Source organism: Pseudomonas sp. DTU12.1, assembly GCF_009873475.1.
GTDB lineage: Bacteria > Pseudomonadota > Gammaproteobacteria > Pseudomonadales > Pseudomonadaceae > Aquipseudomonas > Aquipseudomonas proteolytica.
The window spans coordinates 5,537,463-5,550,015 of record NZ_CP045254.1 but is presented as its reverse complement, the minus strand read 5'-3'; the positions used below and the strand labels follow the sequence as shown (position 1 = coordinate 5,550,015).

The 12,553-nt window shown below is 60.5% G+C and carries 11 protein-coding genes; 3 read left to right on the top strand and 8 right to left on the bottom strand.

Going from position 1 to position 12,553, the window contains the following annotated elements:
- Nucleotides 1-40 precede the first annotated feature (40 nt).
- The 8 genes from GDV60_RS24700 to GDV60_RS24665 all read right to left on the bottom strand — a co-directional run bounded on the left by GDV60_RS24700 (nucleotide 41) and on the right by GDV60_RS24665 (nucleotide 9,874).
- Complete coding sequence (locus GDV60_RS24700; RefSeq protein ID WP_017739508.1) at nucleotides 41-1,963, bottom strand: PrkA family serine protein kinase; 1,923 nt, start codon at nucleotides 1,961-1,963, stop codon at nucleotides 41-43.
- Between the two features lie 283 nt (nucleotides 1,964-2,246).
- Complete coding sequence (gene glpE / locus GDV60_RS24695) at nucleotides 2,247-2,576, bottom strand: thiosulfate sulfurtransferase GlpE (RefSeq protein WP_092230873.1); 330 nt, start codon at nucleotides 2,574-2,576, stop codon at nucleotides 2,247-2,249.
- 32 nt (nucleotides 2,577-2,608) lie between these two features.
- Nucleotides 2,609-3,460 carry a symmetrical bis(5'-nucleosyl)-tetraphosphatase gene (locus GDV60_RS24690; protein ID WP_029296816.1) on the bottom strand — a complete coding sequence of 284 codons (852 nt, stop codon included), beginning with the start codon at nucleotides 3,458-3,460 and terminating at the stop codon, nucleotides 2,609-2,611.
- On the bottom strand, nucleotides 3,460-3,840 hold the full coding sequence (gene apaG, locus GDV60_RS24685; RefSeq protein ID WP_133715459.1) for a Co2+/Mg2+ efflux protein ApaG: 381 nt from the start codon (nucleotides 3,838-3,840) through the stop codon (nucleotides 3,460-3,462). The genes GDV60_RS24690 and apaG overlap by 1 nt, the downstream gene beginning before the upstream one ends.
- Before the next feature lie 137 nt (nucleotides 3,841-3,977).
- The gene (gene rsmA, locus GDV60_RS24680; protein WP_029296812.1) at nucleotides 3,978-4,790 is read right to left on the bottom strand and encodes a 16S rRNA (adenine(1518)-N(6)/adenine(1519)-N(6))-dimethyltransferase RsmA; all 813 of its coding nucleotides are present in this window, start codon (nucleotides 4,788-4,790) and stop codon (nucleotides 3,978-3,980) included.
- Nucleotides 4,787-5,776: a 4-hydroxythreonine-4-phosphate dehydrogenase PdxA gene (gene pdxA / locus GDV60_RS24675; RefSeq protein WP_029296810.1), complete on the bottom strand. Its 990-nt coding sequence runs from the start codon at nucleotides 5,774-5,776 to the stop codon at nucleotides 4,787-4,789. Before pdxA ends, rsmA begins: the two co-directional genes overlap by 4 nt.
- On the bottom strand, nucleotides 5,773-7,107 hold the full coding sequence (locus GDV60_RS24670; protein WP_169851218.1) for a peptidylprolyl isomerase: 1,335 nt from the start codon (nucleotides 7,105-7,107) through the stop codon (nucleotides 5,773-5,775). The genes pdxA and GDV60_RS24670 overlap by 4 nt, the downstream gene beginning before the upstream one ends.
- A complete protein-coding gene (locus tag GDV60_RS24665; protein WP_092239461.1) occupies nucleotides 7,088-9,874 on the bottom strand; it encodes an LPS-assembly protein LptD in 2,787 nt (928 codons plus the stop codon). The genes GDV60_RS24670 and GDV60_RS24665 overlap by 20 nt, the downstream gene beginning before the upstream one ends.
- Before the next feature lie 130 nt (nucleotides 9,875-10,004).
- Between GDV60_RS24665 and GDV60_RS24660 the strand changes: the two genes are divergently transcribed.
- The 3 genes from GDV60_RS24660 to GDV60_RS24650 are packed head-to-tail and all read left to right on the top strand — an operon-like array spanning nucleotide 10,005 to nucleotide 12,470.
- The gene (locus tag GDV60_RS24660) at nucleotides 10,005-11,030 is read left to right on the top strand and encodes an aminoglycoside phosphotransferase family protein (protein WP_159908982.1); all 1,026 of its coding nucleotides are present in this window, start codon (nucleotides 10,005-10,007) and stop codon (nucleotides 11,028-11,030) included.
- On the top strand, nucleotides 11,027-11,701 hold the full coding sequence (gene murU / locus GDV60_RS24655) for an N-acetylmuramate alpha-1-phosphate uridylyltransferase MurU (RefSeq protein ID WP_092239459.1): 675 nt from the start codon (nucleotides 11,027-11,029) through the stop codon (nucleotides 11,699-11,701). The genes GDV60_RS24660 and murU overlap by 4 nt, the downstream gene beginning before the upstream one ends.
- A 1-nt stretch (nucleotide 11,702) precedes the next feature.
- Nucleotides 11,703-12,470 carry a DnaJ domain-containing protein gene (locus GDV60_RS24650; RefSeq protein ID WP_029296800.1) on the top strand — a complete coding sequence of 256 codons (768 nt, stop codon included), beginning with the start codon at nucleotides 11,703-11,705 and terminating at the stop codon, nucleotides 12,468-12,470.
- The last annotated feature ends 83 nt before the right edge of the window (nucleotides 12,471-12,553 follow it).

The following is a 12,553-nucleotide window of genomic DNA, read 5'->3' as shown; positions in this document are numbered from 1 at the left end:
TGCCAGGCCTGGGGCCCGGCAGCGCGCGCCTGTCGCTGCCTTACTGCGATTTGCGAACCCGCAGGTACCACTCGGAAAGCAGCCGTACCTGTTTGTCGGTGTAGCCACGCTCGACCATTCGTGTGACGAAGTCGTTGTGTTTTTGCTGGTCCTCCTTGCTGGCCTTGGCGTTGAAGCTGATGACTGGCAGCAGGTCCTCGGTGTTGGAGAACATTTTCTTCTCGATGACCACCCGCAGCTTCTCGTAGCTGAGCCAGGTAGGGTTCTTGCCGTTGTTGTTGGCCCGGGCGCGCAGTACGAAGTTGACGATTTCGTTGCGGAAATCCTTCGGATTGCTGATGCCGGCCGGTTTTTCGATCTTCTCCAGTTCCTCGTTGAGGGCTACGCGGTTAAGGATCTCGCCGGTTTCCGGGTCACGGTATTCCTGGTCCTGGATCCAGAAATCTGCGTAAAGCACATAGCGATCGAAGATGTTCTGCCCGTATTCGCTGTAGGACTCCAGGTAAGCAGTCTGGATTTCCTTGCCGATGAATTCGATATAACGCGGCGCCAGGTACTCCTTGAGGAAGCGCAGGTAGCGCTCGCGGGTTTCGGCCTGGAATTGCTCCTGTTCGATCTGCTGCTCCAGTACATAGAGCAGGTGCACCGGGTTGGCAGCGATCTCATGGGGGTCGAAGTTGAAGACCTTGGACAGGATCTTGAACGCGAAGCGGGTCGACAGGCCGTTCATGCCTTCATCCACGCCCGCCGTATCGCGGTATTCCTGGATCGACTTGGCCTTGGGGTCGGTGTCCTTGAGGTTTTCCCCGTCGTAGACGCGCATTTTCGAGTAGATATTCGAGTTTTCCGGCTCCTTGAGGCGCGACAGCACGGTGAACTGGGCGAGCATCTTCAGGGTGTCTGGCGCGCAATGGGCCTTGGCCAGGGAGCTGTTGAACAGCAGCTTGTCGTAGATCTTGATTTCATCGCTGACCCGCAGGCAGTACGGCACCTTGACGATATAGATCCGGTCGATGAAGGCTTCGTTGTTCTTGTTGTTGCGGAAGGTGTGCCATTCCGATTCGTTGGAGTGGGCCAGCAGGATACCGGTGAACGGAATCGCCCCCAGGCCTTCGGTACTGTTGTAGTTGCCTTCCTGGGTCGCGGTGAGCAGTGGGTGCAGCACCTTGATCGGCGCCTTGAACATCTCCACGAACTCCATCAGGCCCTGGTTCGCCCGGCACAGTGCGCCTGAGTAGCTGTAGGCATCGGCGTCGTTCTGCGGGAATTCTTCCAGCTTGCGGATATCGACCTTGCCCACCAGCGCCGAAATGTCCTGGTTGTTTTCATCCCCTGGTTCGGTCTTGGCGACGCCGATCTGGTTGAGGATCGACGGATAGAGTTTGACCACCCGGAACTGGCTGATATCGCCGCCAAACTCGGCCAGGCGCTTGGTGGCCCAGGGCGACATGATGGTATTGAGATAGCGGCGCGGGATGCCGAAGTCTTCCTCGAGGATCGCGCCATCTTCCGTGGCGTTGAACAGGCCCAGGGGCGACTCGAACACCGGGGAGCCCTTGATCGCGTAGAAAGGCACCTTTTCGATCAGTTGCTTGAGTTTTTCGGCCAGGGAAGATTTACCGCCGCCCACCGGGCCGAGCAGGTAGAGGATCTGTTTCTTCTCTTCCAGGCCTTGGGCGGCATGGCGGAAGTAGGAGACGATCTGGTCGATGCATTCTTCCATGCCATGGAAGTCTTCAAAGGCCGGGTAGCGGCGGATCACCTTGTTGGAAAATATTCGCGACAGTCGCGAATTGTTGGAGGTGTCTACCAGCTCCGGCTCGCCAATCGCCAGTAGCAGGCGTTCGGCGGCAGACGCGTAGGTGCTGCGGTCCTTTTTGCACAGCTCAAGATACTCTTGCAGCGTGAGCTCTTCCTGCTGTGTGGACTCGAAGCGTTGTTGGAAGTGGCTAAAAATACTCATGACGTCGTCACCTCGCTCGATACGTGGAGCCGACGCCGGATCAATCAGTCGATGCTGGCAGCCAGTGGCGCTTGCCGTGGCCATTTCCCCCCAGAACACCCTGAAACGCTACCGATGACCCGCACGCCGGTGTACCGGCTCTCCCCTGTTTTGGATGGCCTGCGCTTAATGATAGTTGGGAATCCGGGAGGTCAAGGCGAGATGCCGAATTAGTTTGGGCGCACCGTTCGTCAGAATCGGCGCGAGCCCAAGCGTCACGCGGGGTAGCGGGGTTTGAAAAAAATTATTGCGAATCGCCTGTGACAATTTCCGCAGGATACGTCGCACGCCATAGCTCAAAGCCACCGTCCAGGCTGTAGACATCGGAGAAGCCCTGGCTGACCAGATAGGCGGCAGCACTCTGGCTGGAGTTACCGTGATAACAGGCCACTATCAGCGGCGCGTCGAGGTCGGCTGCGCGGATGAAGTCGGCGATATTGACGTTGTCCAAATGCTTGGCCCCGCTGATGTGGGCAGCAGCGTAAGTAGGCTGGTCACGGATATCCACCACCACGGCGCCCTGCTCGCGCAGGGCCTGGGCTTGTTCGGGGGGGATACGTTTGAATTCGGTCATGGCGGGCTCCTTGGGCGGGCGGCAAGCGGCGTCTAGCGCTTGGCGGCAGCCGGCTGTGTTACGGGAAGGGGAGATTCACACTGGCAGCTCAGACGCTCGCCGGTGTCGATGTTCATCAAGGTCATGGCCCCGCCCCACACACACCCGGTGTCGAGGGCGAAGACGCCGGGCTCGTCGCAATGGCCTTCAAGGGCGGCCCAGTGACCGAAGATGATCTTCGTGTCGCGGGTCTTGCGCTCCTTGTGGGCGAACCAGGGTTTGTAGCCGGGCAGGGCGGTTTCGGCGCCTTCCTTGCTCTTGAGGTCGAGTTTGCCTTCGGCGGTGCAGAAGCGCATGCGCGTGAAGTAGTTGGTAATGACCCGCAGGCGGGTGATGCCGGTCAGGTCGTTATCCCACTTCACTGGCTCATTGCCGTACATGCCGTCCAGATAGGTGGCGAACAGGGTGTCATCGGCCAGGACGGTTTCGACTTCGGCGGCACATTTGAGGGCTTTTTTCAGGGTCCACTGCGGCGGGATGCCAGCATGCACCAGGGCGGTATTTCGGCTTTCATCGTAATGGACGAGCTTTTGCCTGCGCAGCCAGTCGAGCAGTTCGGCGCGATCCGGGGCTTCGAGGATTTCCCGCAGGGTGTCGCCCTTTTTCAGACGCTCGATGTTATTGCCGGCCGCCAGTAAGTGCAGGTCGTGGTTGCCCAGCACGCAGACCAGGGAATCGCGCAGGCGATACAGGTAGCGCAGGGTCTCCAGGGATTGCGGCCCACGGTTGACCAAGTCGCCCACCAGCCACAGCCGATCTTCGGCCGGGTCGAAGGCTACGCGCTCAAGCAGGCATTTAAGCGGCTCCAGGCAACCTTGCAGGTCGCCGACAGCATAGGCTGCCATCAGTGCAGGGCTCCCGGCACCGCCAGGCGGAAGGGGGCAATGATGGCGTCGAAATGTTCGCCGTCTTCGGCCAGCATCTGGTAGCTGCCCTGCATCGTGCCGACCTTGGAGGTCATCACGGTGCCGCTGCTGTAGGTATGGCTGGCGCCGCTGTCGATTCGTGGCTGTTGGCCGATGACGCCGGCACCGCGCACTTCTTCGACATGGCCGTCACCGTCGGTGATCACCCAGTGACGCGACAGCAGCTGGGCGGACACTTGGCCGTTGTTCTTCACCGTGACGGTGTAGGCAAAGGCGTAGCGGTTCTGTTCGGGTTGCGATTGTTCCGCCAGGAAGCGGGTGACGACGCTGACGTCGATCTGATAGCGAGGATCGGACATGCAAGAGGCCTTAAGAGCAAAAGCGGAGGACAGCAGATGCGGATCAGTCTAGGCCATGAGGTGGGCACTAGGCCAGACATGCTGTCTGACCGGGTGTCCACCCTTGTAGGAGCCGGCTTGCCGGCGATGGCGCTGGGTCAGTCGGCAGTGGGTGCCGGCTGAATCGCTAGCTGGTCGGCCAAGCGTACGAACGCGGCCAGGTCCAACTGCTCCGGGCGCAGGCTGCCGTCGACACCGGCCGCTTCGATCTCGGCGTTGCTCAGCAGCGCCTTGAGCGTATTGCGCAAGGTCTTGCGCCGCTGGTTGAACGCTTCGCGCACCACTCGCTCCAGCAGGCGATGATCCTTGGCCGGATGCGGCAGCACGGCGTGTGGCACCAGGCGCACAATCGCCGAATCAACTTTTGGCGGTGGATTGAACGCGCCCGGCCCCACATTGAACAGGTGTTCGACCCGGCAGTGGTACTGAACCATGATCGACAGACGACCCCAATCACCGCCGCCAGGACCGGCCGCAAGACGTTCGACCACTTCTTTCTGCAACATGAAATGCATGTCGCGGATGATCCCGGCGTTGTTCAGCAGGTGGAAGATCAGCGGCGTGGAGATGTTGTATGGCAGGTTGCCGACCACCCGCAGGCTGTGGGGGGCGGCATTGAGGCTGTTGAAGTCGAACTTCAACGCGTCGCCTTGGTGCAGGTTGAAGTTGGACTTGCCGGCAAACTGCTGGTTGAGGATCGGAACCAGGTCCTTGTCCAGCTCAATCACATCCAGCTGGCCGCCACTATTGAGCAGGCCCTGGGTGAGTGCGCCCTGGCCCGGGCCGATTTCCAGCAGGCGGTCTTCGGGCTTGGCATGGATGGAGCGCAGGATACGGTCGATAACGCCAGCATCGTGCAGGAAGTTTTGCCCGAAGCGCTTGCGCGCCCGGTGTTGGTAATGCTCGGTCATATACGGGTCTCGGCCATCTGATAGGCGGTTTCCAGGGCCACGTGCAGGCTGCCGGTATCGATCTTGCCGCTGCCCGCCAGGTCCAGGGCGGTGCCATGGTCGACGGAGGTGCGGATGATCGGCAGGCCCAGTGTCACGTTGACTGCGGCGCCGAAACCTTTGTATTTCAGCACGGGCAGCCCCTGGTCATGGTACATCGCCAGCACTGCGTCGCAGTGCTCCAGATATTTGGGGGTAAACAGAGTGTCCGCAGGCAGTGGGCCACGCAGGTCCATGCCTTCTTGGCGCAGACGCTCCAGGGTTGGTTCGATGATGTCGATTTCTTCATGGCCCAGGTGGCCGCCTTCACCCGCGTGGGGGTTGAGGCCGCACACCAGGATCCGTGGCTGGGCGATGCCGAACTTGTGTTGCAAGTCAGCGTGCAGGATGCGCGTTACGCGCTCCAGGCGTTCAGGGGTGATGGCATCGGCAATCTGGCGCAAGGGCAGGTGAGTGGTCACCAGTGCCACGCGCAGGCCGCGGGTTGCCAGCATCATCACCACTTGTTCGGTGTGGGTCAGCTCGGCAAGAAACTCCGTGTGACCGGAAAAGGCGATGCCGGCTTCGTTGATCACGCCTTTATGCACCGGCGCTGTGATCATCCCGGCGAAGTCGCCGTCGATGCAGCCTTGCCCGGCACGGGTCAGGGTCTCCAGCACAAAGGCCGCATTGGCCTTGTCCAGATGCCCGGCGACCACCTTGGCTTGCAGCGGGGTATCCCACACATACAGGCTGCCCGCGGGTGCCGGCAGGTTGGGCCAGTTGCCCGGTGCGGCGTCCAGCAGGTTGACAGCCACGCCCAACTGCGCGGCCCGCTCAAGGAGCAGGTCGCGGCTGGTAATGGCAATCAGGGGGTGGGGCTGAGCTTGCGAGGCGAGCAGCAGGCACAGGTCTGGACCTATGCCGGCCGGCTCGCCGGGTGTCAATGCGAAACGCTGGGGTTTCACTGGGCTGCCTGGTCGGTGCCTGTTGTGTCGGCGCCAGGAAGCTTGTTTTCCACGTAGGCTTCGTCACGGATCTGACGCAACCAGGTTTGCAGCTCTTCGTCGTACTTGCGGTTACGCAGTACGGTCAGCGCTTGTTGCTCACGGGCCTGGGTGGTGTTGTCGGTGGCGCGGCGGCCAAGGACTTCCAGGACGTGCCAGCCATATTGGGTCTTGAACGGCTTGGACAGCACGCCTTGCGGCGTATCGTTCATGACTTGCTGGAACTCGGGCACCAGGGCACGTGGGTCGATCCAGTTAAGGTCGCCGCCGTTGAGGGCAGAACCCGGGTCTTCCGAGAAGCTTTTGGCCAAGGTGGCGAAGTCTTCACCGCCTTCGATGCGCTCATAGATCTTTTGCGCCAGTTCCTTGGTTTGAGCCTCGGTGCGAATCTCGCTTGGCTTGACCAGGATGTGGCGGACATGCACTTCGTCTTTCAACGAAGCCTCACCGCCGCGACGCTCCAGCAATTTCAGAATGATGAAACCACCCGGCGTACGCGCAGGTTGGGTGATGCCACCCACTTCCATGGCGCTCAGCTCACGGTCAAACGGTGGTGGCAATTGAGCAGCTTTACGCCAGCCCATATCACCGCCTTCGAGGGCGTTATCGCTGCCGGACTGGGCAATGGCCATCTGGGCAAAGTCAGCACCGGCCTTGAGGCGGTCGTAGATCGCCTGGGTCTTGGCCGCTGCGGCATTGAGTTGCTCGGCGTTGGCGCTGTCTGGCGTCGGGATCAGGATATTGGCCAGGTGCAGTTCTTCGGAGAGCTGCATCTTGCCCAGGTCCGAGGCCAGGAAGTTCTTCACTTCCTGCTCAGAGACCTGCACGCGTTCGGCCACACGGCGCTGGCGCACACGGCTGATGATCATTTCGCGGCGGATCTGGTCACGGGCGTCCTCATAGGAGAGGCCGTCACGAGCCAGGGCTGCACGGAACTGATCAATGCTCATGTTGTTGCGTTGAGCGATGGTGCCGACGGCCTGGTTCAGCTCTTCGTCGGTGATGCGGATGCCGGAGCGGTCGCCAATCTGCAGTTGCAGGTTTTCGACGATCAGGCGTTCCAGCACCTGTTGGTCCAGGACGCTGGTCGGCGGCACGCCACCGCCACGCTTGGCGATGGTTTGCTGAACTTCCTTGACCCGTTGGTCGAGTTGGCTCTGCATGATCACGTCGTTATCGACGATGGCCACTACTTTGTCCAACGGTTGCACTGCAGCGTGCGCCGCTGCAGTACCCAGGAACAACGCGCCCAGCATCAGCGGGCGCAGACAATCAGAAAGCTTGATCTTCACGTTCACGATAACCTTGGATGCCTTTGTCGAGGAAGCTCTCTACCTTGGCGCCAGTCAGGCCGCCGAGTCCCTTGAGGACGATTTGGAGGAAGAGCCCGTGGTCGCCTTTTTCGTTCTGTGGGGCGATCTGGGTGTATTCGTCGTTGGAAACCCAATAACGGTTGATCACACGCAGTTTCCAGCAGCAGTTGTCGTACTCGAAACCACCGAAGGCTTCCAGGGTACGGTTGCGTGCATAGTCATACTGCCAGCGGGTGATCAGGTTCCACTGTGGAACGATCGGCCACATCATCGAGAAGTCGTGTTGCTGGATTTTGTAGTAATCCTTCACGAAGTTCGGTTGCCCTGCTGTCCCGTAGTCGCCGCCAAACTGCCATTTACCAGTCAGTTGGTTGTAGACCACCTGGTCATTGCGATAGCGATAACCGACGTTGATCACCTTGTTCAGGTTGTCTTCCGGCTGGTAGTGGAACATCGCGCTGCCGGAGCGTGCGGAGTGCTCCTCGGTGTCCCAGTTGTAGTCGGCGGTCGCGCGCCAGTCGCGGTTGAAGCGGAACTCGTAGTCCAGGGCGATTGGCGAGACGTCCGACCGGGAGTCGGCGCGATCGGCAGCCACGATGCCAGGCAGTTGAACCTCACGGTCCTTGAAGTACAACGCTTGGCCGATGGCGACACGCTGACGCTCAAAGCCGTTGTCTTCGATCCAGCGGCTGGTCAGGCCCAGCGACAGTTTGTTTTCGTCACCGATCCGGTCAGTGCCCGAGAAGCGGTTGTCGCGGAACAGCGAGTTGTAGTTGAACGTGGTTTCGCTGCTATCGAACACCGGGATATCGGACTGGTCTTTCTCTGGAACATAGAGATAGAACAGGCGCGGCTCCAGGGTTTGGGTGTAGTCCTTGCCAAACCATTGGGTGCTGCGGTCGAAAAACAGCCCGCTATCGACACTGGCGATCGGAATGGAGCGATCTTGAGAACTCTTGAAGTCCTGGCCCGCGCGAGCCATATCGGCCTTGCCAGTGCCGTCAAGGTCCAGGTCATACTTGGTATAGGCGTATTTGAGCTTTGGCGTGATGAAGCCGTAACTCGAGGTCATCGGTAGCGAAATGCTTGGTGCTACGTTCAATCGAGTGCCGTTGGCACGGGTCAACCCAGTTACATATGTATCCAGACGGCGTTCGCCGTCAGGGAACGGGCCTCCGTCTTTATTGAAGATATTGCCAGTCCTCAGATCCCGATCAAACCGGACGGCCTCGGCGTCATAAGCAAAGTACAGCCCGCCAGGACGGTAAGGCAGTGCACCATTGATGGTTAACTGCGGCAACCGGTTGTATGGAGTGATCTGCGAGATCGTCGCCAGTTCGTAGGCTTGAAGATTCAGTTGAGCCGTATAGGTATCGCCACGGTAGCTAGCGGCACCTTGCTGGTTAACGAATTCACGAGATTCAACGCCGATCTGATTGGACTTCAAATCCTGGAAGTAGAACGGGTCGCTGATCTTGGTGTAGTCGATCTCAGTCAACAGCCGCGAATCCAACCCGCCCTTGTGTTGCCAATTGAGCATGTAGCGGGTTTTGTTGTAGTCGCTCTGTTTCTTCCGTTCGTCGCTGTCATCGTTCAGATACGCGCCGCCGAACTGACCTTCGCTGGACTTGGTGAGGTAGCGGAACTCGCCTTCCATCAACATGCCGCGCTTGGTCATGTATTGCGGGTACAACGTGGCATCGTAGTTCGGCGCCAGGTTGAAGTAGTAAGGCGTTACCAGGGTAAAGCCGCTTTCCCCACCCGAGCTGAAGCTCGGCGGCAGGAAGCCGGATTGACGACGATCGTCAATCGGGAAGTAGATGTACGGGGTGTACAGGATCGGGATGTTCTTGACCCGCAACGTCGCGTTGGTCGCCGTACCGAAGCCGGTGGCCGGGTTCAACGTGATGTTGTTGCCACGCAGTTGCCAGGCATTGCTGTCTGGTTCGCAGGTGGTGTACGTACCATCCTTGAGGCGGATGATCGCGTTTTCGGCACGCTTGGCGTACAGCGCGTTACCGCGGATGCGCGATTTGTGCATCACGTATTCGGCGTTGTCGATCTGGGCCGCACCGGTGTCCAGCTGGACCTGGGCGTGGTCGCCGACGATCAGCGCGCCGTTATCGCGCATACGCACGTTGCCGTTCAGCTCGCCACGGTTCTCGGCCTGGTACAGGCTGGCCTCTTGGGCCTCGACCTGCATGCTGCCCTGGCGCATGACTACGTCACCGGCCAGGGTTGCGACTTGGGTTTCCTGCTCGTAACGAGAGGCTTTGGCACCGATGAAGGTCGGCGCGTCGCTCTTGTCCGTCTTGTCGTTCATGCCAGGACGGATCGGCTCGATGTACGCACCGGCGCAATAAGGACCGGTTTCGGCCAGTTGCGCGGCGGTGAGTTTCTCGCGAGGGACCCAGTCCAGGTGGCTGTAGTCGGCGCTGCGCGAGCGCAGGCCACGGCCCTTGGATTCGGTGACCAGCGTGGTCTGCGGCACGGCTTCGGTACCAGCAGCTTCGCCTTGCGGCGTGCCGTTGGCCGAGCTGACGGCACTGCCGTCATGCACCGGACGCGGTGGCAAAGGGGCTGCGCTGGCTTTCGGCGCGCAATCCCAGGCACCCGAAGCAGAGACTGAGCAGTCATACTGTTCCGCGGCGACCACGAATGAGGTGGCGAAAGGTTGCATGGCCAGCAGACTGCCGGTTACCAGCAACGGAAATTTTCTACGAAACGCGGGGGATTTCAATGCCATCTTATTAGTCCGGGCTTCCTGCGTGCCATCTGCCCGCGGTGTGGGCCGCACGCCTCTCGATGGTCTGAAAAAGATGCGTGATAATAAAGCATGACCCGCTTGACGGCTAGCGCCGTCGGAGACCCTTGTAATGCCCGACCAAGATCTACGTTTGCAACACCTGAAAGTCTGGCTTGATCAGCAGTTACCCGAGCTTTTCCATGCCCAGGGTTGGGGGGGCGTACCCCCGGCTACATTGACTGCGGCCAGCAGCGACGCGAGTTTCAGACGGTACTTCCGTTGGGAAGGCGAAGGTCGCACATTCGTCGTGATGGATGCCCCACCCCCCCAGGAAAACTGCAAACCTTTCGTCGATATCGCACGAATGTTGGCCAAATCGGGAATAAATGTTCCACAAATTTATGCCGAAGATCTGTCCCAAGGCTTTCTTTTGCTCAATGACCTGGGCAAAAACACCTACCTGGATGTGATTGACGGTGAAAATGCCGACCAATTATTTGCCGAGGCCATCGACGCGTTGCTGGCTTTCCAGCAATTGCCGATGGACGCCGGGTTGCCCAGCTACGACGTGCCGTTGTTGCGCCGGGAGTTGGAGTTGTTCCCCGAATGGTACGTGCGCCGGCACCTGGGCATTGAGTTCGATGAGCAACAGGCGGCGTTATGGCAGCGGGTCAGCCAATTGCTGATCGAGAGCGCCCTGGCCCAGCCCAAGGTCCTGGTGCATCGCGACTATATGCCGCGCAACCTGATGATCAGCGTGCCGAACCCTGGCGTGCTGGACTTCCAGGATGCGGTCTACGGCCCCGTGACCTACGACATTACCTGCCTGTTCAAGGACGCCTTCCTCAGTTGGCCCCAAGCGCGGGTGCGTGAATGGCAGCGTGGTTACTGGGAACGTGCTGGCCAGTTGGGTATCCCGGTACAGGCGGATGTTGAAGACTTCCTGCGTGCCAGCGACTTGATGGGGGTGCAGCGTCACCTCAAGGTGATCGGGATCTTCGCGCGTATCTGCCACCGTGACGGCAAGCCGCGCTACCTGGCGGACGTGCCGCGCTTCTTTGCCTATATAGACGCGGTGCTGGCTGATCGCCCGGAACTGGCCGACCTGGGCGAGTTGCTGTCCAGCCTGCGGCAACCGGTCGAGGCCCACGTATGAAGGCCATGATCCTGGCGGCCGGCAAGGGCGAGCGGATGCGTCCGCTTACCCTGCACACCCCCAAGCCACTGGTCCAGGCCGGTGGCAAGCGCCTGATCGAGTATCACCTGGAGGCGCTGGCGAAAGCCGGATTCACCGAAATCGTCATCAACCATGCCTGGCTGGGCCAGCAAATCGAGAGTTACCTGGGCAATGGCGCTCAATACGGCGTGCGCATCCAGTATTCGCCCGAAGGCGAACCGCTGGAAACCGGCGGCGGGATTTTCCAGGCCCTGCCCCTGCTGGGGGACCAGCCGTTCCTGGTGGTCAATGGCGATATCTGGACCGACTACGACTTCGCCCGCCTCAAGCAGCCCTTGAGCGGCCTCGCGCACTTGGTGATGGTCGACAACCCGCCTCATCACCCCACTGGTGGCGATTTCTATATCAAGGACGGTTTGCTTCATGATGCCGCGCCCGATGCCGATAACCTGACCTTCAGTGGCATTTCGCTGCTGCATCCCAAGCTGTTCGCGGGTTGCAGCGCCGGTGCCTTCAAGCTGGCGCCCTTGTTGCGCACGGCGATGGCTCAAGGCTTGGTTTCGGGGGAACACATGGATGGACGCTGGATTGACGTCGGTACGCTGGAGCGCCTGGCGCAGGTTGAAAGTCTGCTGACCGTGGGCCAGTAAGATGCTGTGGCCAGGGACTCTGATCGGAGCCGGGGCGGGGTTTGCCATCGCCAGTATTCCGGGGGCCATGTTGGGCGCGCTATTGGGCCAGGCGCTGGATCGGCGCCTGCAATTGCGCAGTTGGGCGCATCTGCGCGAGCGCCTGGGTGGCCGACCGGCGCTACGCAATGACGAATTGCTGTTTGTGTTGCTCGGCCGCCTGGCCAAGAGCAACGGGCGGGTGGTGGACGGGCATATCCAGCAGGCGCGGGTGGAGATGCGCTCGCTGGATATGACCGAGCCGGCGCAGCGCCGGGCGATCGCGGCGTTCAATCGGGGCAAGTCGGGGACCGATCGTGTGCGCAGTTACCTGCGTGTGCTCAAGTCCCAGCCCCATGCGGCCGAAGGTGTGCTGCGTGCTTGCTGGCGCATGGTCTGGGCTGACGGCAAGGCCAGCCTCGCCGAGCGCGACCTGATCGCGCTATGGGGCAAATGGCTGGGGTGGACGCCACAACAGATCCAGGCACTGGCCCATGATTACGAGCCGGAGCGTAAACCCTTGGCCACTCGCGGCGGCACTTACCAGGATGCGCTTCGGATTCTCGGGGTCAGCGCGACTACTGAGCCGGCGGTCATCAAGCGTGCCTATCGACGGCTGCTCAGCCGTCATCACCCGGACAAGATTGCCGGCAGCGGCGCCAGCCCCGCGCAGGTACGCGAGGCCACGGAACGTACGCGGGAACTGCATAGTGCCTACACGATCATTCGCGAGCAGCGCAATTTCCGCTGAGCCGACGGCCTGTGGCTAGGGGGCTTGTCCCCCGTTGGGCTGCGCAGCAGCCCCAAAACCTGCTATCTCGGTTTATCTGATAG

Coding starts and splice junctions, on each gene's coding strand:
- GDV60_RS24700 (WP_017739508.1), bottom strand. CDS start 1,963: ATGAGTATTTTTAGCCACTTCCAACAACGCTTCGAGTCCACACAGCAG.
- glpE (WP_092230873.1), bottom strand. CDS start 2,576: ATGACCGAATTCAAACGTATCCCCCCCGAACAAGCCCAGGCCCTGCGC.
- GDV60_RS24690 (WP_029296816.1), bottom strand. CDS start 3,460: ATGGCAGCCTATGCTGTCGGCGACCTGCAAGGTTGCCTGGAGCCGCTT.
- apaG (WP_133715459.1), bottom strand. CDS start 3,840: ATGTCCGATCCTCGCTATCAGATCGACGTCAGCGTCGTCACCCGCTTC.
- rsmA (WP_029296812.1), bottom strand. CDS start 4,790: ATGACCGAGCATTACCAACACCGGGCGCGCAAGCGCTTCGGGCAAAAC.
- GDV60_RS24665 (WP_092239461.1), bottom strand. CDS start 9,874: ATGGCATTGAAATCCCCCGCGTTTCGTAGAAAATTTCCGTTGCTGGTA.
- GDV60_RS24660 (WP_159908982.1), top strand. CDS start 10,005: ATGCCCGACCAAGATCTACGTTTGCAACACCTGAAAGTCTGGCTTGAT.
- murU (WP_092239459.1), top strand. CDS start 11,027: ATGAAGGCCATGATCCTGGCGGCCGGCAAGGGCGAGCGGATGCGTCCG.
- GDV60_RS24650 (WP_029296800.1), top strand. CDS start 11,703: ATGCTGTGGCCAGGGACTCTGATCGGAGCCGGGGCGGGGTTTGCCATC.